Raw genomic sequence first — 24,500 nt, forward strand, 5'->3', positions numbered from 1 at the left:
CTGCTCCCGCCCGGGCACCCGCTGCCTGAGGAAGGGAGCAGCCATGTCCCGATCCCGTGTCGTCATCGTGGGTGCCGGATTCGCCGGATACCAGGCCGCCCGCGCCCTGACCCGGCACCGCGCACTGCGGGAAGAGACCGAGATCGTCCTGATCAACCCGACCGACTACTTCCTGTACCTGCCGCTACTGCCCCAGGTCTCGGCCGGTGTACTGGAACCCCGGCGGGTCGCCGTGTCGCTGCCCAGCACCCTGCCCAAGGCCCGGCTGGTGCTCGGCGAGGTGGACGGGGTCGACCTGGACCGGCGCACCGTCTCGTTCACCGGGCCAGAAGGCGACCGCGGCAGCATGCCGTACGACCGGCTGGTGCTCACCGTCGGCAGCGTCAACAAGCTGCTGCCGATCCCGGGCGTCGCCGAGCACGCGCACGGCTTCCGCGGTATGCCCGAGGCGCTCTACCTGCGCGACCACATCACCCGGCAGATCGAACTGGCCGGCGGCACCGACGACCCCGCCGAGTGCGCCGCGCGCTGCGCCTTCGTGGTGGTCGGCGCCGGTTACACCGGCACCGAGGTGGCCGCCCAGGGCAAGCTCTACACCGACGCGCTGGTCAAACGGCACCGGGTGCTGCGGCACCGCGACCCGCCGCGCTGGCTGCTGCTCGACATCGCCGAGCGGGTGCTTCCCGAACTCGACCCGCGGCTGTCGAGGACCGCCGACAAGATCCTGCGGCAGCGGGGGGTGGAGGTGCGGACCGGCCACACCGTCAAGGAGGCCACCGCGGAGGGTGTCCTGCTCGACACCGGTGAGCAGCTGGCCACCCACAGCCTCATCTGGTGCGTCGGGGTGCGCCCCGACCCGCTGGTCGCCGCCGTGGGACTGCCGGAGGAACGCGGCCGTCTCGTGGTCGGCCAGGACCTGAGAGTGCCCGGCCACCCGGACGTCTACGCGGCCGGTGACGCCGCCGCCGTACCCGATGTGACCCGGCCCGGCTCGTCCACCGCGATGACCGCGCAGCACGCCAGCCGGCAGGGTAAGACCGTCGCCCGCAACATCGCCGCCTCGTACGGCTACGGCGAGGCGCGCCCCTACAAGCACAACGACCTCGGCTTCACCGTCGACCTCGGCGGCGCCAAGGGCGCCGCGAATCCGCTGGGGGTGCCGCTGCCCTCGCTGGCGGCCGGCGCGGTCACCCGCGGTTACCACCTGGCGGCCATGCCCGGCAACCGGATCAGGGTCGCCGTCGACTGGGTGCTGGACGCGATCCTGCCCCGGCAGGCGGTCCAGCTCGGCCTGGTCCGCTCCTACGCGGTCCCGCTGGACACCGCCGCCCCCGAACTGCCCCGCCACCCCTACCGTCCGCAAGCGAACGGAGAACGTCCCTCATGAACACGGCCACCACCCCGGAAGCGGCCCTGACCGACCACCAGATCGCCGAACTCGCCCAGCAGCTGCGGGTGGACGCGGTACGTGCGTCGACGGCGGCCAACTCCGGCCACCCCACCTCGTCGATGTCCGCCGCGGACCTGATCGCGGTCCTGCTGACCCGTCATCTGCACTACGACTTCGACCACCCGGAACTCGCCGGCAACGACCACCTGATCTTCTCCAAGGGGCACGCCTCACCGCTGCTCTACGCGGCCTACCGGGCGGCCGGCGCGATCAGCGAGGAGGAGCTGCTGACCACGTACCGCAAGTTCGGCAGCCGGCTGGAAGGGCACCCGACGCCCAAGCTGCCGTGGGTGGACGTGGCCACCGGGTCGCTCGGGCAGGGGCTGCCGGTCGGCGTCGGGGTGGCGCTGGCGGGCAAGCGCCTCGACCACCTGCCGTACCGGACCTGGGTGCTGTGCGGGGACAGCGAGATGGCCGAGGGATCGATGTGGGAGGCGTTCGAGCACGCCGGGATCGAGGGACTCGACAACCTCACCGCGATCATCGACGTCAACCGGCTGGGGCAGCGCGGCCCGACCCGGCACGGCTGGGACCTGGACGCCTACGCCCGGCGGATCCGCGCCTTCGGCTGGCACACGGTGGAGATCGACGGGCATGACATCGACGCCATCGACGAGGCGATGGCCGCCGCCCGCACCACCCGCGGCGCGCCGACCGCGATCATCGCCCGTACCCGCAAGGGCAGGGGCGTCGCCGCCGTCGAGGACCGCGAGGGCATGCACGGCAAGCCGGTGCCGGACGCCGAGGAGGCGATCCGCGAGCTGGGCGGGGTACGGAACATCCGGGTCGAGGTGCGCCGCCCGCCGGCCGCCGAGCGGCGCGCGCACGGCGGCGACCCGCGGGCCGCACTGCCGGTGTACGAGGCCGGCGGCGACCCGGTCGCCACCCGTACCGCCTTCGGCGAGGCACTGACCGTCACCGGCACCCGCCGTGAGGACGTGGTGGTGCTGGACGGCGAGGTCGGTGACTCCACCAAGGCCGAGCTCTTCTCCAAGGAGCACCCCGAGCGGTACGTCGAGTGCTACATCGCCGAGCAGCAGCTCATCGGCGCCGCCGTCGGTATCGGCGTGTGCGGCTGGCAGCCCTACGCGGGCACCTTCGCCGCCTTCCTGACCCGCGCCCACGACTTCATCCGGATGGCCGCGATCAGCCGCTCCGACCTCAATGTCTTCGGCTCGCACGCCGGCGTCTCCATCGGTGAGGACGGCCCCTCGCAGATGGCGCTCGAAGACCTGGCGATGATGCGGGCGGTCCACGGCAGCACGGTGCTCTACCCGTGCGACGCCAACCAGACCGCCCGGCTGGTCCCGGCCATGGCCGACCGCGCCGGCATCACCTATCTGCGCACCACCCGCGGCGCCACCCCGGTGATCTACGGCCCCGACGAGGAGTTCCCGGTCGGCGGCTGCAAGGTGCTGCGGTCCGGCGCCGACGACCAGGTGACCCTGATCGGCGCCGGCGTCACCCTGCACCAGGCGCTCGCCGCGGCCGACCGGCTGGCCGGCGAGGGCATCAGGGCACGGGTGATCGACCTGTACTCGGTGAAGCCGGTGGACACCCAGACGCTGCGCACCGCCGCCGAGGTCACCGGCCGGTTCGTCACCGTCGAGGACCACCACCCCGAGGGCGGGCTCGCCGACGCGGTGCTTGAGTCCTTCGGCAACGGGCACCCGATGCCGCTGCTGACCCGGCTCGCCGTGCACTCCATGCCCGGTTCGGCCACCCCGGAGGAGCAGCTGAAGGCAGCCGGCATCGACGCCGACGCGATCGTGGCCGCGGCCCGCAAACTGGTCGCCTCCTGATGAGTACGGTGACCATCGAGGCCGGCCGGCACACCGTCGAGGTGGCGCGGGCGGAGAAGGTGCTCTTCCCGGCGGCCGGCGGCGCCCCCGAGGTCACCAAGGCCGGCCTGGCGGCGTACTACCGCGACATCGCCCCCTACGCGCTGCCGCACCTCAAGGACCGGCCGCTGATGCTGGAGATCCACCCGGACGGCATCGACGGGCCGCGCTTCATGCAGAAGAACGTGCCCCGCCACTATCCGCAGTGGATCAGCCGCGCCGAGCTGCCCAAGGAGGGCGGCACGGTGACGCATGTGCTGGCCAACAGCGCCGAGACGCTGGTCTACCTCGCCGGTCAGGGCTGCACCACCCTCCACCGCTGGCTGGCGCGGGCCGACCGGCCCCGGCAGCCTGACCGGCTGGTCTTCGACCTGGATCCCGTCTCGGACGACTTCCGGCCGGTACGCCGGGCCGCCCAGCGGCTCGGCGAGCTGCTGGACGAGCTGGAACTGCCCTGGGCGCCCATGACCAGCGGCTCACGCGGCCTGCACCTGGTGGTGCCGCTCGACCGGCGGGCGGACGTGGACGACGTACGGGACTTCGCCCGCGACGTGGCCGGCACCCTGGCCGCGCGGTATCCGCGGGAGCTGACCACCGAACCCCGCAAGGCCGACCGCGGCAAGCGGCTCTACCTCGACGTGCTGCGCAACGGTTACGCGCAGACCGCCGTCGCCCCCTGGTCCGTACGGCCGCTGCCCGGGGCGCCGGTGGCGGCGCCGGTCTCCCGGGAGGCGCTGGACGACCCGGAGCTGGGCGCACGGCGCTGGACACTGGCGAACGCGCTGGAGCAGGCCCGCACCGACCCCTGGGCGGGGCTGCCGGCCCGCGGCCGGTCGCTGGGGCCCGCGGGCAGGCGGCTGCGGGCGCTGCGGAGCTGACATGCCAGTGGGCGGTGGCGGAACCCGGAGGTTCCGCCACCGCCCACTCGGCCTACCGTGCGGCGAAGGCGCTCAGTCGACGTTCGGGCCGCTGTGCCGCTTCCCGTGAGTGCGCTCCCGCCCCGCACGGACACCGGAGCTGTGCACCTCGTACGGCAGGCGGCGCCGACCGTCCTGGGGCATCTCGTCCGGCTCCGGCTGGCGCGACTCGTGAGTGCGCGCGGTGGATTCCTGATGGCCCGGACCGTGGTCGTCCGGCGCACCCGAGTCGTGTTCCTGGCGGGTCTGCCAGGCACCCGACCGGGGCCGCGGGCCACGTGGCACCGCCGGGCCGCGGCCCATGCGCCGCATACCGAGCCAGACCGCGGCGATCAGCACGATGACGATGCAGACACCGATCACCATGGGACCGATGCCTACGGCGTAGTCATTGACCGCCAGCTGCACGGCGGGAAGGTCGTAAGCGGACATTCTCGGCACCTCCTTGTTGAGCGGATGCCCGAGATCCGGCGGGGAACACGGAACACGACCGGGAAAACGACCAAGAAAGCGCAAACCCCAGGTCGCGGCCCACCGTCTCACGCACGGTGACCGGCGGCCCGCGGGGCGCGGGACGGAGTACGGATGGCGGAGCAAGGGCGCGACGCGGGCACGCGTAGCGCGGTGCTGGTGGCGCTCGGCGCGAATTTGGTGATCGCCGCCGCCAAGACCGCCGCGGGACTCTTCTCCGGCTCGCCGGCGCTGCTCTCCGAGGCGGCGCACTCCGTCGCGGACAGCCTCAACGAGGTCTTCCTGCTGCTGTCGCTGCGCCGCGCCCGCCGCGCCCCGGACGCCGAGCACCCCTTCGGCTACGGCAAGGAGCGCTACTTCTGGTCACTGCTCGCCGCCGTCGGGATCTTCGTGCTCGGCGGCGTCTTCTCCTTCTACCAGGGCGTCGAGGCGCTGCGCAGCACCGAGAACGAGTCCCGGTCCGGTTACATCGCGGGCCTGGCGGTCCTGCTGATCGCCCTGCTCGCCGAGGGTGCCTCGCTGCTCAGGGCGGTGATCCAGGCCCGCCGCTCCGACGACGGTGCGAAGGACCCGGCGCTGCGGACCGTGCTGGCCGAGGACGGCACCGCGGTGATCGGCGTGCTGCTCGCGGCGGCCGGCATGATCGTGCACATGGCCACCGGCAACGGCGTCGGCGAGGCCGCCGCCTCGATGGCGATCGGTGTCCTGCTGATGGTGGTCGCCTTCACCCTCGGCAGGACCGCGCACCAGCAGCTGATCGGCATCGCCGCCGACCCGGAGCTGCGGGGCAAGATCGAGCGGCTGCTGACGCGGCAGCCCGAGGTGGACACCGTCGAGGAACTGCTGACGATGCGGCTGGGCATGGACTCCACCCTGGTGGCCGCCCGGATCGACCTGGTGCCCGGCATGGACAGCGAACGGGTGGAGGAGGTCAGCCTGCGGATCCGGCAGACCATCCGCGAGGAACTGCCCACCGCCGACCGGGTCTTCCTCGACATCACCGACGCGCGCACGGAACGGGCGGGCCACTCGGCGTCCACCCCGCAGGCCCACTGACCCCCCGCTGGTAAGGCTGACCTGAGTCGCGGGCGCTCACGGCTTCGTGGATCATGACTCCATGCCGGTCCTGATAGCCGCGTGCGCGTTCGCGATGACCCTGATAGGCGGCGTCGTCGCACAGCGCATCGGCGACCGGCGCCATCTGGTGCTCGGTCTCGCCGCCGGGCTGATGCTCGGCGTGGTCGGTTTCGACCTGCTGCCCGAGGCACTGGAGACCCAGCCGCGGCACGTGTTCGGGGTGCCGGCCGCGCTGCTGATGTTCGTGGCCGGCTTCCTGGCCCTGCACATCGTGGAGCGCTCGGTGGCCATCCACCGGGCCCACGAGGGGGAGTACGCCTCGCACGAGCACGGGCACGGCCACGCGCACGACCCGGTGAAGGGCGTCGGCCTGGCCGCCGCGGCGGCGCTGGTCGGGCACAGCGTGATGGACGGCTTCGCGATCGGCGCCGCCTTCCAGGCCGGGAACACGGTCGGCACCGTGGTGGCCATCGCGGTGATCGCGCACGACTTCGCCGACGGCTTCAACACGTACACGATCACCCGGCTCTACGGGAACGGGCAGCGCCGGGCCCAGGTGCTGCTCGGCGCCGACGCGCTGGCTCCGGTGACGGGCGCCGCGATCACCCTGGCGTTCACCATCCCGTCCGGGGTGCTCGGGCTCTACCTCGGTTTCTTCGCCGGCTTCCTGCTCTATCTCGCCACGTCCGACATCCTGCCCGAGGCGCACAGCCCGCACCCGTCCAGCACCACGCTGGCCTGCACGGTCGCCGGCGCGGGCATCATGTGGCTGGTGATCGGTCTGGCCGGCTGACCTTCGGGACCGGCTTTGCGGCGACCGCCGCCTTGGTCACGTCGGCGACGAGTTCGACCACGTCGGAGCCGTACGCCTGCGAGTTCACCACCCGCAGCAGCAGGCAGAAGGTCGCGTCCACCCCGTGCTTGCGGGCCAGCCGCACATGGTGCCGGGCCAGGTAGCGCACCGCCGCCTGGTTGGCTATGCCGACCTGGCCCGAGGAGAGGAACACCGGCCGGTCGTTGCCGGAGTCGCGGGCCGCGGCGAGCCGCGCCAGCAGGACGTACTCGACCGCGCCCTTCTCCAGCCGGTACGTCTCCCCGCCGACGCCGATCGCGCCCTGCTCGGGACCCGGCGCCGGATCGGCGTTGATCTCGATGCCGGGCAGCATCGAACGCAGATGCGCGGCCAGCCGCAGATTCGCCTGCGGTCCGCCGATGCAGAACTCGGTCCTGGCCCCGAACCCCTGCCAGGCCGTGTCGTGCGCGAGCACCTCGGCATGCGCCCCGCACTCCTTGATCACCGCCGCCAGTTCCAGCAGCGCGAAGGCGTCGTGGCGGGCCAGGCTCCAGCCGCGGGCGCCGGCGTCGCGCGGCACCACCAGCAGGCACTCCGACTCCTTCGGCAGTCCGAAGAAGCGCTGCTTGCGGTGGAGCCGGCGGCGCAGCACCCAGCTGCGGACGAACCAGCCGAGTACCGCGCCGACCACCAGACCGGCCAGCGCGAGGACAAGAGTGCGCGCATCGTCGCTCATGGCGCGGATCGTAGCGGTGTTCGAGCCGCCGGCGCACCGCCCGGTGCCCGGCCGGGACAGGCCCGGCACACCCCCGGGACCGGGCCGGGACACCCGCCGCCGGTGCTACTGACGTGATGGGTGGGGTGAAGTTAGGCTGCCGGGACGGTCGTTGAGTGGAGGCCCCGCCATGGCAAGCAACCGTACGACGCAACCAGCACGACATGTCCGAGGCGGCACCACCGCGCGCCGCGCGGTGGTCCGCACCGTCGCGGCGCTCGCCGTCACCGCCGCCGCCGGCGCGGTCACCGCCGCGGCCCCCGCCCACTCCCACCCCCAGCCGCCCCCGGCCAAGCAGGCGTTGGCGGTCGGCTACGGAGGTGCGGTGGCCAGTGTGGACGCCGACGCCACCGCCGCCGGGATCGAGGTGCTCAGGCACGGCGGCAACGCGGTGGACGCGGCCGTGGCCACCGCGGGCGCGCTGGGTGTCACCGAGCCGTACTCCTCGGGCATCGGCGGAGGCGGGTACTTCGTCTACTACAGCGCGGCCCGGCACCAGGTCTTCACCATCGACGGGCGCGAGACCGCCCCGCGCAGTGCCACCGACCAGCTCTTCGTGGAGAACGGCAAGCCGCTGGCCTTCGCCGACGCGGTCACCAGCGGGCGCAGCGTCGGGGTGCCCGGCACCGCCGCCACCTGGCAGACCGCCCTCGACTCCTGGGGCACCCGCTCCCTTGGCGAGGTGCTCAAGCCCGCCGAGCGGATCGCCCGCGACGGCTTCACCGTGGACGCCACCTTCACCTCGCAGACCGCGGCGAACCAGGACCGCTTCAAGGACTTCCCGGACACCGCGCGGCTCTTCCTGCCCGGCGGGCGCCCACCCGCCGTGGGCTCCACCCTGCGCAACCCGCAACTCGCGCGCACGTACCAGGAGTTGGCGGCCAAGGGGATCGGCGCGATCTACCACGGCGACATCGGCGCCGACATCGTGCGTACCGTCCGCAAGCCGCCCGTCGACCCGGCCGCGACCCGGGTGGTGCGCACCGGCGACCTGACCACCGCGGACCTCGCGGCTTACCACGCCAAGAAGCAGGCTCCCACCCACACCAGCTACCGGGGGCTCGATGTGTACGGGCCGGCGCCGTCGTCGTCCGGCGGCACCACGGTGGCCGAGGCGCTGAACATCCTGGAGCACACCGATCTCGCCGGCGCCAGTGAGACGCAGTATCTGCACCACTACATCGAGGCGAGCCGGATCGCGTTCGCCGACCGCGGCCGGTGGGTCGGCGACCCCGCCTTCGAACAGGTGCCGACCGCGGGGCTGACCTCGAAGGGCTTCGCCGCGTCCCGGGCCTGCCTGATCAAGGACGACGCGACCCTGACCAGCCCGCTCGCCCCCGGTGACCCGGCCCGTCCCACGCCGTGCGGCGCCACCGGGCAGGCCGCACCGACCACCTACGAGGGCGACAGCACCACGCACCTCACCGTCGCCGACAAGTGGGGCGACGTGGTCTCCTACACCCTCACCATCGAGCAGACCGGCGGCAGCGCGATCACCGTGCCGGGCCGCGGCTTCCTGCTCAACAACGAGCTGACGGACTTCTCCTTCGTCCCGGCGAGCCCCGCCGTGCACGACCCGAACCTGCCGGGCCCCGGCAAGCGGCCCCGCTCGTCGATCTCGCCGACGATCGTGCTGAAGAACGGCCGGCCGGACTTCGCCCTCGGCTCGCCCGGCGGCGCGACCATCATCACCACCGTGCTGCAGGTGCTCACCGAGCACGTCGACCGCGGGCTGCCGCTGGTGGACGCCATCGCGGCGCCCCGGGCCAGCCAGCGCAACGCCGCCGCGACCGAACTGGAACCCGCGCTGTGGGACAGCGAACTGCGGGCCCGGCTGCAGGCGCTCGGCCAGCAGTTCACCCAGAACCCGGAGATCGGCGCGGCCACCGGCGTCCAGCGGCTGCCGGACGGCCGGTGGCTGGCCGCCGCAGAGCCGGTGCGGCGCGGCGGCGGGGCGGCGGCGGTGGTCAGCCCGGCACCGCGGACCGCGGTGCCGCACTGACCGGGTGACTACTCCGCGGCGGGCAGCAGGGCCAGGATGTCGGCCGTGCTGCCCGTCTCGCCGAGCCGCGGGAAGATCGTGCCGACCGCGCGCGCGTGCGCCTCGGCGTCGGTGTCGGTCACCGCGTCGGTGGCGACGGTGACGTGGTAGCCGTGCTCGTACGCGTCCCGGGCGGTGGACTCCACCCCGATGCTGGTGGAGATCCCGCAGAGCACGATCTGCGTCACCCCGCGGCGGCGCAGCTCCAGGTCGAGCGCGGTGCCGTAGAAGGCCCCCCACTGCTGCTTGGAGACGGTGATGTCCCCGGGCTGCTGGTCGAGCTCCTTGACCAGGTCGGCCCAGCCGTCGGGGAAGGAGACGGTCCCGCCGGGGCCGCCGTCGGTCCGGCCGGGGGCGACACCGGTGACGTTCACCAGGACCACGGGCAGGCCGCGCTCCCGGAAAGCGGCGGCCAGTCGGGCGCTGCGGGCGACGATCTCGTCGGCCGGGTGCGCGGTCGGCAGCCCGACGATGCCCGTCTGAAGGTCGATGACGACCAGGGCGGTGCGGGGGTCGAGGGTGGTGGCGGTCATACGGGGGTCACTCCAGGTGCGTTGACGGTTCGGTTCTGTTCTTCGGTGCGGTTGGTCGGTGCGCGGCGGACCGTGCGGCGACCGGTCGGGGAGGTCAGCCGCGGCTCACAGCTCCACCAGGCGCCGCAGCAGCGGGATCGCCTCGGCCAGGACGCGCTGTTCCGGCGCGGTCAGCCCGGACTCCAGCGCTTCGGCGAGCCAGCCGCGCCTGGCCTGGCGGGCGGTGCCGTGCAGGTGGGTGCCGGCGGGGGTGAGGGAGAAGACCACCTGGCGGCCGTCGGTGGGGTGCGGGGCGCGGGTGACGAGCCCGTGTTCCTCCAGCACCGCGAGGGTCGCCCCCATGGACTGCGGGCGGACGAGTTCGGCGCGGGCCAGGGCCGCCGTGGTCGCCGGACCTTCCCGCAGCAGCCGGCCCATCACCGAGACCTGTGACGGGGTCAGCCCGTCCTCCCCGGAGGCCGCCCGCAGCCGGCGGACGAGCTGCGACAACACCGTCGTCAGCTCGTCCGCGGTACGGGCCTGGTCCTGGTTCGGCATGACCCCACCGTAGAACTTCAACAGGAAAACTTGCAAGTTTGCCTGTCGAATGCGGTCGCCAGTCGAAAACGCGCTGTAGCAGCGTCGTAACGCGCCGGGTGTGCAATGCGGGACGGAACGGAAGAGGGCGGCGAAGGACGTGGTGACGACGGAACGGGCCCGGGCGACAGCGGATTTCACCTACTACTTCCGCTCGCTGGTGGCCGCGCTCGGCGACCGGCCGGGCTGGTACCCGGTGTTCGCCGAACGCGAGCCGGGCGCGGCGCGGGCCTACGACAGCGGCTCGGAGGTCCCGCCCTGGGACGTCGTACGGGCCCTGCTGCACGACCTCGCCGCCGCCCACGGCGCCGGCCCCGATCCGGCCGAGACCTCCCGGGCGCTGGCCCTGCACCGCGCCGCGATCGCTGCCTGGGACACCGCGCCCGGCGCCGAACGCGCCCTGCGGGCCCGCCTGGACGCCGCCTCCCGCGCCCACGACCTCGCCGTCCTGCGCGAGCACGAGGCCGCCCGCACCCTCGACCAGGGTGCCGCCACCGCCTCCGAGGCCACCGTCGCCCGCCTCGGCAACGCCCTCGCCTGGGCCCGCGACGACCGGGAACGCGCGGCGGCCCGGCTCACCGAACTCCACGCCCGCCTCGTCGCACTGCCCGGCCGTACGCCGCTCCAGGAGTACGGCCAGGACGTCCGGGCCCGACGGGCCGCCGCACCCGCGGCGCAGGTCGTCACCGAAGAGGGCACGGTGTACCGCGAGCGGCGGGACGGCCAGGAGGCGCGGCGCCCGGTCAGGTCCCCCTACTGGGGCACCGGTGCCGACACCGGCACCGGCGCCGGCCGGGCGGCCGGGAACGAACCGGCGCAGCGGTCCGACCGGCCCGGCTTCGACGCCTGGGAGGGCTCCGGCGGCCCCCAGGACACCCCCCGCGGCGCGGAGCCCGAGGCCGGCTCCGCGCTGCCGCCGAACGCGCCCGCCTCCCGCCGTGCCCGGTTCGCCCCGGCGGAGCCCGCCGCCACCGGGAGGGCCGCCCCCCGGGGCGCCAGATTCGCCGGTGCACCCGCCGCCCCCGCGCCCGGCCCCGAGGCGACGGTCGTCCCGCTGCCGGAACAGGCCGCCAAGCCCCGGGGTGCCCGCTTCGCCGGCGCACCGAGCGCACCGGCGCCCGCGGCCGCGGTCCCGGCGGTCCCGGCCGCCGCCACCGGGAAAGCCGCCCCTCGCGGCGCCAGATTCGCCGGCGCGCCCGCGGCCCCCGGCGCCCAGGAGACCCCCGAGGTCCCCGCCGAGGACCCCCGGCTGGCCGCCGACGCCCGGGCGGGCGCCGCGCGGCTGGGGGAACTGCGGCGGGCCGGGGAGAGCGGCGCGGCCTACCTCGTCCTGTGCGAGGCCGCGCTCGGACCGCCGGAGTGCCTGCCGTACCTGGCCCGGGAGCTGGAACGCGCCGACCTGGGCGCCGACGTGGCCACGCTCCTGTGGGAAGTGGCCGTCCTGCCGCCCGACCGGCTCGCCGCCGCGGCCGCCGCCCTGGCCGCCGACGGCCGCACCGAGGACAGCCGCACCCTGCTCCGGCAGGCCGCAGGACGCCCGGCCAAGGACATCGCCACCGTCGCCGCCGTCCTGCACGACAGCGCCCGTAGCGCCGAGGCCGGCGAACTGCTGGAGACGCTGACCCGCGTGCACAGCCCCGAGGACGCCGTCGACGTGGCCCGAACCGCCCCCGGACTCACGCCCGCGCTGCTCGCCGCGGCCGAACGCGTCTCCAAGTCCCGCCGCCGCGACATCGTGGCCGCACTGCGGCGGGCCGCCCTGCCCGACCACTGAAGCGCCCCGCACCGCCGAACGGGTCGCCGCGGCCGGAAACCGAAACGTCTTGGGCCGGTAACGGCGGCACTCTTGCCATGGTGGTCTCCGCGCTTCTACGTTCGTCCCCACGGCGGGATCTACGTGCGTAGAACCGACGTGACGTCACGTCAGAGGAGCTGCACATGAGCAATGTCGTGCGTGCCGCGCTCGTCCAGGCCACCTGGACCGGCGACACCGAGTCGATGATCGCCAAGCACGAGGAACACGCCCGCGCCGCCGCCGCACAGGGCGCGAAGGTGATCGGCTTCCAGGAGGTGTTCAACGCCCCCTACTTCTGCCAGGTCCAGGAGGCCGAGCACTACCGCTGGGCCGAACCCGTGCCCGACGGTCCCACCATCCAGCGGATGCGGTCGCTCGCCCGGGAGACCGGCATGGTCGTGATCGTCCCGGTCTTCGAGATCGAGCAGCCGGGCGTCTACTACAACACCGCGGCCGTCATCGACGCCGACGGGAGCTATCTCGGCAAGTACCGCAAGCACCACATCCCGCAGGTCACCGGCTTCTGGGAGAAGTACTACTTCAAGCCGGGCAACCTCGGCTGGCCGGTCTTCGACACCGCGGTCGGCCGGATCGGCGTCTACATCTGCTACGACCGCCACTTCCCCGAGGGCTGGCGCGCGCTGGGCCTGGCCGGCGCCCAGCTCGTCTACAACCCCTCGGCCACCAGCCGCGGCCTGTCGGCGTACCTGTGGCAGCTGGAGCAGCCGGCCGCGGCCGTCGCCAACGAGTACTTCATCGCCGCCATCAACCGGGTCGGCCGCGAACCCTACGGGGACAACGACTTCTACGGCACCAGCTACTTCGTGGACCCCCGCGGTCAGCTGGTGGACGGGGCCGCCTCCGACAAGGAGGAGGAACTCCTCATCCGCGACCTCGACTTCGACCTCATCGACGAGGTCCGCCAGACCTGGGCCTTCTACCGCGACCGCAGGCCCGACGCCTACGGCGACCTGACGGGGGCGTGAGCGCGATGGCGACCGCGACCGAGCACACCCACGCCCTGTACAGCCGCCACCGCGCGGTCCTGCCCGACTGGCTGGCCACGTACTACAAGCGCCCGATCGAGCTGACGCACGGCGAGGGCCGCCACGTCTGGGACGCCGAGGGCAACCGCTACCTGGACTTCTTCGGCGGCATCCTCACCACCATGACCGCGCACGCGCTGCCCGAGGTGACGCACGCGGTCGCCGAGCAGGCCGGCAAGCTGCTGCACTCCTCGACGCTCTACCTCAGCCACCAGGCGGTCGAACTCGCCGAGCGGATCGCCCGGCTCTCCGGCATCCCCGACGCCCGGGTCTTCTTCACCACCTCCGGCACCGAGGCGAACGACACCGCGCTGCTGCTGGCGACCACCTTCCGCCGCTCCAACCAGATCCTCGCGCTGCGCAACAGCTACCACGGCCGCTCCTTCACCTCGATCGGCATCACCGGCAACTCCTCCTGGTCCCCGACCAGCCTCTCCCCGCTGCAGACGCTCTACGTGCACGGGGGAGTGCGCACCCGCGGGCCGTTCGCGCACCTGTCCGACGCCGAGTTCACCGCCGCCTGTGTGGAGGACCTGGAGGACATGCTCGGCCAGGCGGGCGACACCGTCGCCGCGCTGATCGCCGAACCCGTCCAGGGCGTCGGCGGCTTCACTTCCGGGCCCGACGGGCTGCTCGCCGCCTTCAAGCGGGTCCTCGACCGGCACGGCATCCTGTGGATCAGCGACGAGGTGCAGACCGGCTGGGGCCGTACCGGCGACAACTTCTGGGGATGGCAGGCGCACGGCCAGGCCGGGCCGCCGGACATCCTCACCTTCGCCAAGGGCGTCGGCAACGGCCTGTCCATGGGCGGTGTGGTGGCCCGCGCCGAGGTGATGAACAGCCTGACCGCCAACTCCATCTCCACCTTCGGCGGCAGCCCGGTCACCACCGCGGGCGCGCTCGCCAACCTCACCTACCTCGTCGACCACGACCTGCAGGGCAACGCCCGCCGGGTCGGCGGCCTGCTCAAGTCCCGGCTGGACGCGATCGGCGCCGGGCTGAGCATCGTCCGCGAGGTCCGCGGCCGCGGCCTGATGCTCGGCGTGGAACTCGTCGAACCCGGCACCGACACCCCTTCGGCCGCTGCCGCGAGCCTGGTGCTGGAAGCCGCCCGCGAGCAGGGCGTGCTGATCGGCAAGGGCGGCCGGGCGGGCAACGCGCTGCGGATCGCCCCGCCGCTCTCGCTCACCGTCGCCGAGGCCGAGGAGGGCGCCGCCGCCCTGGAGGCGGCCCTGAAGCAGGCACAGTCCGCACTGCCCGCACTGTCAGCGGCCGGCAAGCCGCAGGGAGGCAACGTCCTGTGACCCGTACCGTGATCCGCGGCGGCCTGGTGATCACCGCCGCCGACGAGACCCACGCCGACGTCCTCATCGAAGGCGGCCGGATCGCCGCGGTGGCCGCCAGTGAATCCTCGGTCGCCAAGAGCTGGAACAACGACACGGTGATCGACGCCACCGGCAAGTACGTCATCCCGGGCGGCGTCGACGGCCACACCCACATGGAGATGCCGTTCGGCGGCACCACCGCCTCCGACACCTTCGAGACCGGCACCCGCGCCGCCGCCTGGGGCGGCACCACCACCATCGTGGACTTCGCCATCCAGAGCGTCGGCCGCAGCCTGCGGGCCGGCCTCGACGCCTGGCACGACAAGGCGGACGCCCAGTGCGCCATCGACTACGCCTTCCACATGATCGTCTCGGACGTCAACGACGAGACGCTCAAGGAGATGGACATCCTCGTCGAGGAGGGCGTCACCAGCTTCAAGATGTTCATGGCCTACCCCGGCGTCTTCTACAGCGACGACGGCAAGATCCTGCGGGCCATGCAGCGCGCCTCCGGCAACGGCGGCCTGGTGATGATGCACGCCGAGAACGGCATCGCCATCGACGTCCTGGTCCAGCAGGCGCTCGCCGCCGGGCGGACCGACCCGCGCTGGCACGGCGAGGTCCGGCACGCCCTGCTGGAGGCCGAGGCCACCCACCGCGCCATCCAGCTGGCCCGGGTGGCCGGCGCCCCGCTCTACATCGTGCACGTCTCCGCCCAGCAGGCCGTCGCCGAACTGGCCGCCGCCCGCGACCTTGGCCTGCCGGTCTTCGGCGAGACCTGTCCGCAGTACCTCTTCCTGTCCACCGACAACCTCGCAGAACCCGGCTTCGAGGGCGCCAAGTACGTGTGCAGCACGCCGCTGCGCCCCCGCGAGCACCAGGCCGCGCTCTGGCAGGGCCTGCGCACCGACGACCTCCAGGTGGTGTCCACCGACCACTGCCCGTTCTGCTTCAGCGGCCAGAAGGAGATGGGCCGCGACGACTTCTCCAGGATCCCCAACGGGATGCCCGGCGTGGAGAACCGGATGGACCTGCTCCACCAGGCCGTGGTGGAGGGCCGGATCAGCCGCCGCCGCTGGATCGACATCGCCTGCGCCGCCCCGGCCCGGATGTTCGGGCTCTACCCGCGCAAGGGCACCCTGGCGCCCGGCGCGGACGCCGACGTGGTGATCTACGACCCGCACGCCGAACAGGTGATCTCCGCCGAGACCCACCACATGAACGTCGACTACAGCGCGTACGAGGGCAAGCGGATCACCGGCAAGGTGCAGACCGTGCTCTCCCGGGGTGTGCCGGTCATCCAGGACGGCGGCTACGTCGGCCGCGCCGGGCACGGCCGCTACACACCCCGCGGCATCTGCCAGTACGTCAACTGAGCCCGGAACCGAGCAGCCCCAGCAGCCCAAGGAGCACGCCCATGGACTTCGGCCTCGTGCTGCAGACCGACCCGCCCGCCTCCGACGTCGTCGATCTGATGCGGCGCGCCGAGCGCAACGGCTTCACCCACGGCTGGACCTTCGACTCCGCCGTGCTGTGGCAGGAACCCTTCGTCATCCACAGCCGTATCCTCGACCACACCCGCCGGCTCGCCGTCGGCCCCATGGTCACCAACCCCGGCACCCGCACCTGGGAGGTGACCGCCTCCACCTTCGCCACCCTCAACTCGATGTACGGCAACCGGACGGTCTGCGGCATCGGCCGCGGCGACTCCGCGATGCGGGTGGCGGGCCGCCCGCCCAACACCCTGGCCCGCCTCGGCGAGGCCATCACCGTCATCCGCGACCTGGCCGAGGGCCGCGAGGCGGTGGTGGACGGCACCGCGCTGCGGCTGCCCTGGGTGACCGACGGCCGGCTCCCGGTCTGGATGGCCGCCTACGGCCCCAAGGCGCTGGCGCTCGCCGGGGAGAAGGCCGACGGTTTCATCCTCCAGCTCGCCGACGTCTACCTCACCGAGCAGATGGTCAAGGCGGTCAGGGAAGCGGCGGAGAAGGCCGGCCGCGACCCGGCCGGCATCACCGTCTGCGTGGCCGCCCCCGCGTACGTCACCGACGACGACTCCCCGCAGGCGCTCGCCCACGCCCGTGAGCAGTGCCGCTGGTTCGGCGGCATGGTCGGCAACCACGTCGCCGACCTCGTCGGGCGGTACGGGCAGCACTCCGACCTGGTGCCGGAGGAGCTGACCGCGTACATCGAGCAGCGGCAGGGATACGACTACTCCCACCACGGGCGGACCGGAAACCCCGACACCGCCTTCGTGCCGGACGACATCGTCGACCGCTTCTGCCTGATCGGCCCGGTCGAGGCGCACCTGGACAAGCTGGAGGCGCTGCGTGCGCTGGGCGTCGACCAGTTCGCGGTCTACGACATGCACGACGCCAAGGAGAAGGTGATCGACGCGTACGGCGAGTACATCATCCCGGCGATGGCCTGAACTCCCCCGGGAACCCTTCCGGAAGCCGGGACGTCCGGCACCACCGGGCCCCGACCGCGCCGCAGCGCGGTCTGATTGGATGGCGGCATGGGCAACGAGGTCGGTTCGGTCACCGGTGGGCCGGCGGGGGCGGAAGGCGTCACGGACGCGCTGCTCGCCGCCGTCGAGGACACGGTCAGGGCGGTTGTCGGCGCCGAGGTCGTACCGCGCTGGCGGCGCCTGGCCGACGCCGACATCACCGAGAAGAACGGCCCGCACGACCTGGTCACCACCGCCGACCGGATCGCCGAGGAACGGCTCACCGAGCAACTGGGCGCGCTGCTGCCCGGCTCGGTGGTGGTCGGCGAGGAGGCAGTCAGCGCGGACCCGGCGCTGCTCGGGCTGCTCAAGGGCGACGACCCGGTGTGGGTGATCGACCCGGTCGACGGCACCTCGGCGTTCGTCCGCGGCGACCCGGGCTTCTCCACGCTGGTCACCCTGGTCCGCGGCGGGCAGCCGCTGGCCAGCTGGACGTACGCCCCGCAGCTCGGCCTGTTCGCCACCGCCCGGCGCGGACACGGCGCCTGCCTCGACGGGAAGCCGCTGCGGACCGCCACCGACCCGCGGCGGCTGCGGGTGTGGATCTCCAACCCGGTGTTCCGCACCGACGACGAGCGGGCCTCCCTGGCCCGTCTTGCGGACGCGGGCGCCGAGCTGGTGCCCTGCCTGACCAGCGCCGGACTCGGCTATCTGGAAGTGGCCCGGGGAATCGCGGACGCGGTGGCGTTCTTCTGGGAGGCGCCCTGGGACCACGCGGCCGGGCTGCTGCTGGTCACCGAGGCCGGCGGCAGCAGCCTGACCGCGGCCGGCGAGCCGTTCCGCGTCCCCGGGGGCAACGCCCTGCCGTTCACCGTCGCCCGCGACGAGGCGGCGGCCCGCCGGATCATGAGCACCCTGCTGCCGGACGCCGAGGCGGTACGGCGGTGAGCCGGGCGGTGGTGGCCGACGCGGTGGTGGTCGGCGCGGGACCCAACGGCCTCACCGCGGCCGTCGAACTCGCCCGCGCCGGGCTCTCCGTCCAGCTCTACGAGGCCGCCGGCACGGTCGGCGGCGGCGCCCGCACCGAGGAGCTGACGCTGCCCGGCTTCCGGCACGACCCCTGCTCGGCGGTGCACCCCTTCGGTATCGGCTCGCCCGCCTTCGGCGCGCTGCCGCTCGCCGAGCACGGCCTGGAGTGGCTGCAGCCCGAGGTGCCGATGGCGCACCCCTTCCCCGACGGCACCGCGGTGGTGCTGGGCCGGACGGTGGGGGAGACCGCGGCGTCCCTCGGGCCACGCGACGCCGGCACCTACCGGCGGCTGCTGGCTCCCTACACCGGCCACTGGGACTCCATCGCCGCCGACTTCTTCCGGCCGCCCTGGGCCGGGCTGCCCCGTGACCCGTACCGCTTCGTACGGTTCGGGCTCACCGGCAGCCCGCCGGTGGCGCTGCTCGCGCTGCGGTTCCGCGACGCCCGGGCGAGGGCGCTGCTCGCGGGGCTCGCCGGGCACGCGATCACCCGGCTCACCGAACCGTTCACCGGCGCGATGGCGATGATGTTCGCGCTGGCCGCGCACGAGCGGGGCTGGCCGGTGGCCCGCGGCGGCTCCCAGGCGATCTCCGACGCGCTGGCCGGTCTGCTCACCTCGCTGGGCGGAGAGATCAGGACCGGCGTCACCGTACGCAAACTGGACGAACTACCGCCCGCCCGCGCGTACGTCTTCGACACCTCGCCGACCGCGCTGGCCCGGATCGCCGCGCTCGGGGACGTCTACCGCGGCTACCGGTACGGCGCGTCGGTCTTCAAGGTCGACTACGCGCTGGACGGGCCGGTGCCGTGGACGTCGCCGGACGCCCGCAGGGCCGGGACGGTGCATGTCGGGCCGACCTACACCGAGATCGGTGACGCGCTGACCCGGGCGGTCACCGGCCGGCCGCCGCAGACACCGTTCCTGATCACCGCACAGCCGTCGGTGGTGGACCCCTCACGCGCACCGGCCGGCAAACACGTCTTCTGGGCCTACGGCCATGTTCCCCAGGGCTGGCACGGAGACGCCACCGATGTGATCGAGAGGCAGATCGAACGGTTCGCGCCCGGTTTCCGCGACCTCGTGCTGGCCCGCGCGACCACAGGGCCTGCGGCTCTGGCGACCCGCAACGCCAACTACGTCGGCGGCGACATCGCCTGCGGCGCCTACTCCGGGCTCCAGTCCGTCCTGCGCCCCCGGCTCGCCGCGATCCCCTACGCCACGCCGCGCCCGGGTGTCTTCCTCTGCTCCTCCGCCACCCCGCCGGGCCCCGGCGTCCACGGCATGAGCGGCCACAACGCGGCCCGGGCGGTCCTGCGCCACCTGGACCGCGCCGCCAGGCGGTAGCCCGGCCGCGCCGGCCGCGCCGGCGGCGTGGCCGAGCGGTGCCCGGCGGGGCTCAGCCGGCCGCCGGCGTCAGACCGGCGAGCAGGGCGGGCAGGGCCGTGCCGATGGGTTCGCGGATGAGCTCCGCGGCCAGCGCGTCGTAGGGCGTCGGCTCCGCGTTGACGATGATCAGACGGGCGCCGTTCTCGGCGGCGAGACCGGCCAGGGAGGCGGCGGGCTGGACGGCGAGCGTGGTGCCGACCGCCACGAAGATGTCGCTGTTCTTGGCGATGGCCACCGCGTCCGCCAGCACCCCGGGGTCGAGCCGCTGGCCGAACATCACCGTCGCGGCCTTCAGAACGCCGCCGCACGAGCGGCACCGGGGATCTTCCTCGCCGGCCGCCACCCGCTCCAGCGCCGCTGTCATCGGTCCGCGCTCGTGGCAGGCGGTGCACACCACCGACCGTGCGCTGCCGTGCAGTTCGAGGACCTTGCGCGGCGGCAGCCCGGCCAGCTGGTGGAGGCCGTCCACATTCTGCGTGATGACCCGCACCGGCACACCGGCCCGTTCCAGCCGCACGATCGCCTCGTGCGCCGCGTTCGGCCGTGCCTGCCACACCCGGGTGTCCTGCCGGACCCGCCAGGCCCTGCGCCTGATCTCCGGGTCGGCCATGTACACGTCGTAGGTGGCCAGTTTCTCCGCCGCCGGATCCTGGGTCCACACGCCCTTCGGTCCCCGGTAGTCGGGGATGCCGGAGTCGGTGGAGATCCCGGCGCCGGTCAGCAGCGCCACGAGGGGCTTGCGGGTGCTCATGCGCCCCGAGAGTAGGGCGGCGGCGCCCCGGCGGCGAGCGGATTACGCCGGGGCGGGCCGGTCACCCGCGGCGGGCGGGGGCCGCACCCCCGCCCGGCCGCGTCAGTGGCTCAGTAGGCGGACGGCGGCGGACCGGCCGGCGCACCCTCAGGAGCGGCACCCTGCGGAACGCCCTGGCCGTACTGCACCTCGGAGAGCGCCTTCTTGATGGTGGTCTTGGCGAAGTAGCCGGCGCCGAAGAAGATGCACTCGACGACGTACCAGAACTTCTCGGCTCCGGTGAGAGTGGCGAGGCCGTACTCGCTCAGCGCCTTCTTCACCGGCACCTTCTGGAAATAGGCGGCGCCGAAGTAGATGCAGCCGAGGACGTACCAGAAGCGCTCCCACGTGGTCGTGGTGCCTCGGCCGAGAACCTGATTCATTACTTGCCCTTCGATGGACGGGGACGTCAAGTCGCTCTCCCGCAGGACGGATACGCACGTGTGCGGCACGCGTCACCGACGTGGGGGAGAGAGACGTGAGCATAGGGGAAAGGATCACCCCCTTGTCACCGGATTCCAGGATTTTTGCCCGGAGCATTCTTGCCGCCCGGCCGGGGCCCGCATCAGCGCATCGCCGGCAACTCCCGTACCTCATGCACCACATCGGAGGCGGATCCCGGGTACGTGCCCAATGCGGCTCTCAACTCTCAGCGGCCGGGCGGCCGTTGACGAGTTCGGCGGTTCCGGTGCCGGCGCGCAGGGCGGCCAGCGCGGCCCGCACCCGGCGGGTGGCGCCCGGGGTGAGATAGCGCTCCAGGTCCTCCGGCGTGCTCAGCTCCCAGGAGTCCAGCTCCTCAACCTGCAGCCGGATCGCGGCCAGTTGCTCCTCGTCGAGGACGCCGCCGTCGTAGAGGTAACTGCTCAGCGCCGGACGTCCCGGGCCGACCACCCAGTCCACCGCGAGCAGCGCGCCGGGTGTGATGTCGAGCCCGATCTCCTCCAGCGTCTCGCGGTGGGCCGCCTGCCGGGGTGTCTCGCCCTCGTCCGACTCGATCGTGCCGCCGGGCAGCGTCCACGTACCGTCGTCGCGGTAGTTCGGCTCGACCAGCAGGACCCGGCCGTCGGCGGACCGGAAGAGGGTGTTCGCTCCGGCGAGGATCCTGGGCAGGCCGGCGAGGTACGTGGCGAAGTCGATGCTCATGGCACCCAACCTACGGCGCGCCGGCTCCCCCGGGTGGCGGTAGCGCGGCGGTCGCGCCGGGACGCCGCCGTGGGCAGCCGGGCCGTGCCGGGATAAGGTCCCCAGTGGCGCGACGTTCCGATTTCTGCTGGGAGTGACAAACGTGTCGGACGCTGCAGGACGATCAACGGCGCGCGTGCTGATCGCCGCGGACAAGTTCAAGGGTTCGCTGACCGCGGTCGAGGTGGCCGCCCATGTCGAGGCGGGGCTGCGCACGGTGGTGCCCGGGGTGACCGTGGAGTCCCTGCCGGTCGCCGACGGCGGTGACGGCACGGTCGACGCCGCGGTCGCCGCCGGGTACGAGCGCCGCACGGTGCGGGTCACCGGGCCGCTCGGTGAGCCCGTCGAGGCCGCGTACGCGCTCCGCGGCACCACCGCGGTGGTGGAGATGGCCGAGGCGTCCGGGCTGCGGCACCTGCCGCCCGGCGTCTTCGCACCACTCGCCGCGACCACGTACGGCACCGGTGAGCTGCTGCGGGCCGCCCTCGACGCGGGCGCGCGGACGATCGTGCTCGGTGTCGGCGGCAGCGCCACCAACGACGGTGGCGCGGGCATGCTGAACGCCCTCGGTGCCCGGCTGCTCGACGCCCAGGGTGTGCCCGTGGCTCCCGGCGGCGGCCCATTGGCCACGCTGGTGACGGCCGACCTCACCGACCTCGACCCGCGGCTCGCTGAGACCTCGGTGGTGCTCGCCAGTGACGTCGACAACCCGCTGCTCGGCGCGAAGGGGGCCGCGGCGGTCTACGGGCCGCAGAAGGGCGCGTCCCCGCAGGACGTGGCCACGCTGGACGCCGCGCTCGGCATCTACGTCGAGGCGCTGACCGCGGCGGTCGGGCCCGCCGCGGCCGCCGCCGCGCAGGCGCCGGGGGCCGGGGCGGCCGGCGGCATCGGCTACGGCGCGCTGGTCGGGCTCGGCGCGGTCTTCAGGGCCGGCATCGACGTCATGCTCGACGTGCTGGGCTTCGAGGACGCGCTCACCCGCGCGGACCTGGTCATCACCGGCGAGGGTTCCCTCGACGAGCAGACCCTGCACGGGAAGGCGCCGGCCGGCGTCGCCCAGGCGGCGCGGGCCCGCGGTATCGACGTGGTGGCGGTCTGCGGCCGTCTGGCGCTCCCGCCGGCGGCTCTCGGCGCGGCCGGGATCCGCCGTGCGTACGCCATCGCCGCGATCGAGCCGGACGTCTCCCGCAGCATGGCCGGGGCAGGACCGCTGCTGGAGCGGGTGGCGGCGGACCTCGCGCGGGACTTTCTCCTCCCCGCGCGGTGACCCGCGCCGGGACATCAGAAGGCCCCGGGTTCCCGTCCTGGAACGGAACCCCGGGGCCTTTCCGCGTGCGGTGTCAGCGGGCCACGCCGGCCCGCGCCTCGCGCCGGTTGGCGCGGATCGTGTTGACCCGGCGGGTGGTCGCGAAGCAGGGGATGACGCCGGCCGCGATGCACTGCAGGGCGCAGCCCGCCTGGAGCAGCGCGTGGCCGCCGGGGACGCCGAGCGTCCACGCGGCCAGGCACGCCATGCTGACCAGGGTCCAGCCGAAGGTGATCAGAGCCAGTCGCCCGCGCGGCTTGGGGTACTCGACGCGGCTGACCATCAGCCACGCCACCCCGACGATCCCGATCACCGTCGGGATGAACGGCAGCTCCAGCAGGACCAGCGACACCACGGTCATCGCCCCGAAGGGACTGGGCATGCCCTGGAAGACGCCGTCCCGCAGCGTGGTGCAGGAGAAGCGGGCGAGGCGCAGCACCACCGCGAGCACGACCATCACCGCGGCGAGCGCCGCGACTTTGCCATGGGCGTCGTCCGAGATCAGGCCCCAGACGACGACGAAGTAGGCCGGCGCGAGACCGAAGCTGATCAGGTCGGAGAGGTTGTCCAGCTCCGCGCCCATCGCCGAACTGCGCAGCTTGCGCGCCACCAGCCCGTCGAAGAGGTCGAAGACCGACGCGAGCAGCATCAGCGTGACCGCGTTCGCCGCGCTGTGCTTGGACATCGCGCCGTCGCTGGTGCCCATCAGGTGCGGGACGAGCACCCCGGTGGTGGTGAAGTACACGGCCATGAAGCCGCAGATCGCGTTGCCGAGGGTGAGCGCGTCCGCGATGGACAGCCGGGTGGACAGCGGCAGGTCGCCCACCTCGTGCTCCAGCTCGCTCACCCAGGAGGACGACGAGGCGGCGGTGGACCCGCCGGGCGCCGGGGGCGCCGAGGACTGAGTGTCGGGCTCAAGCACGGTCAAGGCGAGTCACCCCAGCCGTGGTGGTCTGCCCGACCTCGACAGCGGGCTCGATGCCCTCGGGGAGATACACGTCCACCCGGGAGCCGAAGCGGATCAGCCCGATCCTGTCCCCCTGCTCGACCTTGCAGCCCCGCGGCACGTACGGCACGATCCGCCGCGCCACCGCGCCGGCGATCTGGACCACCTCGATGTCACCGAGTTCGGTGTCGAAGTGCCAGATCACCCGCTCGTTGTGCTCGCTCTCCTTGTTGAACGCCGGTACGTATCCGCCGGGGATGTGCTCGACGGAGGTGACCGTGCCGGCCAGCGGGGCCCGGTTCACATGGACGTTCAGCGGGCTCATGAAGATGGCGACGCGGGTGCGTCCGTCCTTCCACGGCATGATGCTCTGCACCACACCGTCGGCCGGGGAGATCACCCGGCCCTCGGTGATCTCCCGCTCGGGATCGCGGAAGAACCACAGCATGCCGGCCGCGAGGGCGGTGGCTGGGACGGCCACGGTCGCCCAGCGGCCGGAGCGGCGGGCCCGGGTGAGCGAGAGCGCTGCGGTGGCCACGGTCGGGAGGAGCCACGGCGACGCTCCGCGCGCGAGGCGGACCCGGCCGCGTGGTGCAGAGGAATGGCTGTGGGGCATGGAAGACCTTCGTAGCGGAGGATGCCGCGAATTGCTTCAAGGGGACGGCGGCTTTGGTCGATGGTATCGGCTGACACGGGCAACTCGGCAAGCTGGAGGGCGAGTCGATGGCTGGTTCCGGTGGCACGGCCGATGACACAGTGTGACCTTTGAC

General features: G+C 73.3%; 23 protein-coding genes. 14 read left to right on the forward strand and 9 right to left on the reverse strand.

Annotated features, from left to right (window positions below):
* Positions 1 to 43: 43 nt before the first annotated feature.
* From OG552_RS28855 to ligD, 3 genes are read left to right on the forward strand one after another with little or no spacing between them, the layout of a single operon-like run.
* Positions 44 to 1,387: an NAD(P)/FAD-dependent oxidoreductase gene (locus OG552_RS28855; protein WP_329137851.1), complete on the forward strand. Its 1,344-nt coding sequence runs from the start codon at positions 44 to 46 to the stop codon at positions 1,385 to 1,387.
* Positions 1,384 to 3,252 (forward strand): transketolase, encoded by a 1,869-nt coding sequence (locus OG552_RS28860; RefSeq protein WP_443071065.1) that lies wholly within the window; start codon positions 1,384 to 1,386, stop codon positions 3,250 to 3,252. The genes OG552_RS28855 and OG552_RS28860 overlap by 4 nt, the downstream gene beginning before the upstream one ends.
* Entirely contained in the window at positions 3,252 to 4,169 is a 918-nt protein-coding gene (ligD, locus tag OG552_RS28865; protein ID WP_329137853.1) for a non-homologous end-joining DNA ligase, read from the forward strand. Before OG552_RS28860 ends, ligD begins: the two co-directional genes overlap by 1 nt.
* Positions 4,170 to 4,241: 72 nt before the next feature.
* Here ligD and OG552_RS28870 read toward each other — a convergent pair whose 3' ends face one another.
* The gene (locus OG552_RS28870) at positions 4,242 to 4,640 is read right to left on the reverse strand and encodes a DUF6479 family protein (RefSeq protein ID WP_329137856.1); all 399 of its coding nucleotides are present in this window, start codon (positions 4,638 to 4,640) and stop codon (positions 4,242 to 4,244) included.
* Between the two features lie 153 nt (positions 4,641 to 4,793).
* On the opposite strand from OG552_RS28870, the gene OG552_RS28875 reads away from it, so the two are divergent.
* A complete protein-coding gene (locus OG552_RS28875) occupies positions 4,794 to 5,735 on the forward strand; it encodes a cation diffusion facilitator family transporter (RefSeq protein ID WP_329137858.1) in 942 nt (313 codons plus the stop codon).
* A 61-nt stretch (positions 5,736 to 5,796) separates the two neighbouring features.
* The gene (locus OG552_RS28880) at positions 5,797 to 6,549 is read left to right on the forward strand and encodes a ZIP family metal transporter (RefSeq protein ID WP_329137860.1); all 753 of its coding nucleotides are present in this window, start codon (positions 5,797 to 5,799) and stop codon (positions 6,547 to 6,549) included.
* Here the strand turns inward: OG552_RS28880 and OG552_RS28885 are convergent.
* Positions 6,518 to 7,285 (reverse strand): hypothetical protein, encoded by a 768-nt coding sequence (locus OG552_RS28885; RefSeq protein WP_329137862.1) that lies wholly within the window; start codon positions 7,283 to 7,285, stop codon positions 6,518 to 6,520. The genes OG552_RS28880 and OG552_RS28885 overlap by 32 nt on opposite strands.
* 169 nt (positions 7,286 to 7,454) lie before the next feature.
* Here OG552_RS28885 and ggt point away from each other — a divergent pair, with 169 nt between their 5' ends.
* Positions 7,455 to 9,326, forward strand: a complete 1,872-nt coding sequence (ggt, locus tag OG552_RS28890; protein ID WP_329137864.1) for a gamma-glutamyltransferase — start codon at positions 7,455 to 7,457, stop codon at positions 9,324 to 9,326.
* A gap of 8 nt (positions 9,327 to 9,334) precedes the next feature.
* Here the strand turns inward: ggt and OG552_RS28895 are convergent, their stop codons facing one another.
* Both OG552_RS28895 and OG552_RS28900 read right to left on the reverse strand, forming a co-directional pair.
* Entirely contained in the window at positions 9,335 to 9,898 is a 564-nt protein-coding gene (locus OG552_RS28895) for an isochorismatase family protein (protein ID WP_329137866.1), read from the reverse strand.
* Between the two features lie 105 nt (positions 9,899 to 10,003).
* Positions 10,004 to 10,435: a MarR family winged helix-turn-helix transcriptional regulator gene (locus OG552_RS28900; protein WP_329137868.1), complete on the reverse strand. Its 432-nt coding sequence runs from the start codon at positions 10,433 to 10,435 to the stop codon at positions 10,004 to 10,006.
* Between the two features lie 142 nt (positions 10,436 to 10,577).
* On the opposite strand from OG552_RS28900, the gene OG552_RS28905 reads away from it, so the two are divergent.
* The 7 genes from OG552_RS28905 (at position 10,578) to OG552_RS28935 (ending at position 19,464) form a co-directional block, all read left to right on the forward strand.
* Positions 10,578 to 12,248, forward strand: coding sequence for a hypothetical protein (locus OG552_RS28905; protein ID WP_329137869.1), 1,671 nt, complete (start codon positions 10,578 to 10,580; stop codon positions 12,246 to 12,248).
* Positions 12,249 to 12,412: 164 nt separating this feature from the next.
* Positions 12,413 to 13,255, forward strand: a complete 843-nt coding sequence (locus OG552_RS28910) for a nitrilase-related carbon-nitrogen hydrolase (protein ID WP_329137871.1) — start codon at positions 12,413 to 12,415, stop codon at positions 13,253 to 13,255.
* Positions 13,256 to 13,260: 5 nt separating this feature from the next.
* Positions 13,261 to 14,619, forward strand: a complete 1,359-nt coding sequence (locus tag OG552_RS28915; RefSeq protein ID WP_329137873.1) for an aspartate aminotransferase family protein — start codon at positions 13,261 to 13,263, stop codon at positions 14,617 to 14,619.
* Positions 14,616 to 16,016, forward strand: a complete 1,401-nt coding sequence (hydA, locus tag OG552_RS28920; RefSeq protein WP_329137875.1) for a dihydropyrimidinase — start codon at positions 14,616 to 14,618, stop codon at positions 16,014 to 16,016. The genes OG552_RS28915 and hydA overlap by 4 nt, the downstream gene beginning before the upstream one ends.
* Positions 16,017 to 16,057: 41 nt before the next feature.
* Positions 16,058 to 17,071 carry a TIGR03842 family LLM class F420-dependent oxidoreductase gene (locus tag OG552_RS28925; RefSeq protein WP_329137876.1) on the forward strand — a complete coding sequence of 338 codons (1,014 nt, stop codon included), beginning with the start codon at positions 16,058 to 16,060 and terminating at the stop codon, positions 17,069 to 17,071.
* An 87-nt stretch (positions 17,072 to 17,158) separates the two neighbouring features.
* Positions 17,159 to 18,037 (forward strand): inositol monophosphatase family protein, encoded by an 879-nt coding sequence (locus tag OG552_RS28930; RefSeq protein WP_329137878.1) that lies wholly within the window; start codon positions 17,159 to 17,161, stop codon positions 18,035 to 18,037.
* Positions 18,038 to 18,048: 11 nt separating this feature from the next.
* Complete coding sequence (locus tag OG552_RS28935) at positions 18,049 to 19,464, forward strand: phytoene desaturase family protein (RefSeq protein ID WP_329141236.1); 1,416 nt, start codon at positions 18,049 to 18,051, stop codon at positions 19,462 to 19,464.
* Between the two features lie 52 nt (positions 19,465 to 19,516).
* Here the strand turns inward: OG552_RS28935 and OG552_RS28940 are convergent, their stop codons facing one another.
* From OG552_RS28940 to OG552_RS28950, 3 genes are all read right to left on the reverse strand, one after another.
* Positions 19,517 to 20,257 carry an SIR2 family NAD-dependent protein deacylase gene (locus OG552_RS28940; RefSeq protein WP_329137881.1) on the reverse strand — a complete coding sequence of 247 codons (741 nt, stop codon included), beginning with the start codon at positions 20,255 to 20,257 and terminating at the stop codon, positions 19,517 to 19,519.
* A 110-nt stretch (positions 20,258 to 20,367) separates the two neighbouring features.
* A complete protein-coding gene (locus tag OG552_RS28945) occupies positions 20,368 to 20,679 on the reverse strand; it encodes a hypothetical protein (RefSeq protein WP_329137882.1) in 312 nt (103 codons plus the stop codon).
* Between the two features lie 259 nt (positions 20,680 to 20,938).
* A complete protein-coding gene (locus OG552_RS28950; protein WP_329137884.1) occupies positions 20,939 to 21,439 on the reverse strand; it encodes an NUDIX hydrolase in 501 nt (166 codons plus the stop codon).
* Positions 21,440 to 21,614: 175 nt separating this feature from the next.
* Here OG552_RS28950 and OG552_RS28955 point away from each other — a divergent pair, with 175 nt between their 5' ends.
* Positions 21,615 to 22,745, forward strand: a complete 1,131-nt coding sequence (locus tag OG552_RS28955; protein WP_329137887.1) for a glycerate kinase — start codon at positions 21,615 to 21,617, stop codon at positions 22,743 to 22,745.
* A 73-nt stretch (positions 22,746 to 22,818) separates the two neighbouring features.
* On the opposite strand, the gene pssA is transcribed toward OG552_RS28955, so the two are convergent.
* The gene (gene pssA / locus OG552_RS28960) at positions 22,819 to 23,712 is read right to left on the reverse strand and encodes a CDP-diacylglycerol--serine O-phosphatidyltransferase (RefSeq protein ID WP_443071066.1); all 894 of its coding nucleotides are present in this window, start codon (positions 23,710 to 23,712) and stop codon (positions 22,819 to 22,821) included.
* A complete protein-coding gene (locus tag OG552_RS28965) occupies positions 23,699 to 24,346 on the reverse strand; it encodes a phosphatidylserine decarboxylase (RefSeq protein WP_329137889.1) in 648 nt (215 codons plus the stop codon). Before OG552_RS28965 ends, pssA begins: the two co-directional genes overlap by 14 nt.
* Positions 24,347 to 24,500: the final 154 nt, after the last annotated feature.

It is taken from the genome of Streptomyces sp. NBC_01476, assembly GCF_036227265.1.
Lineage (GTDB): Bacteria > Actinomycetota > Actinomycetes > Streptomycetales > Streptomycetaceae > Actinacidiphila.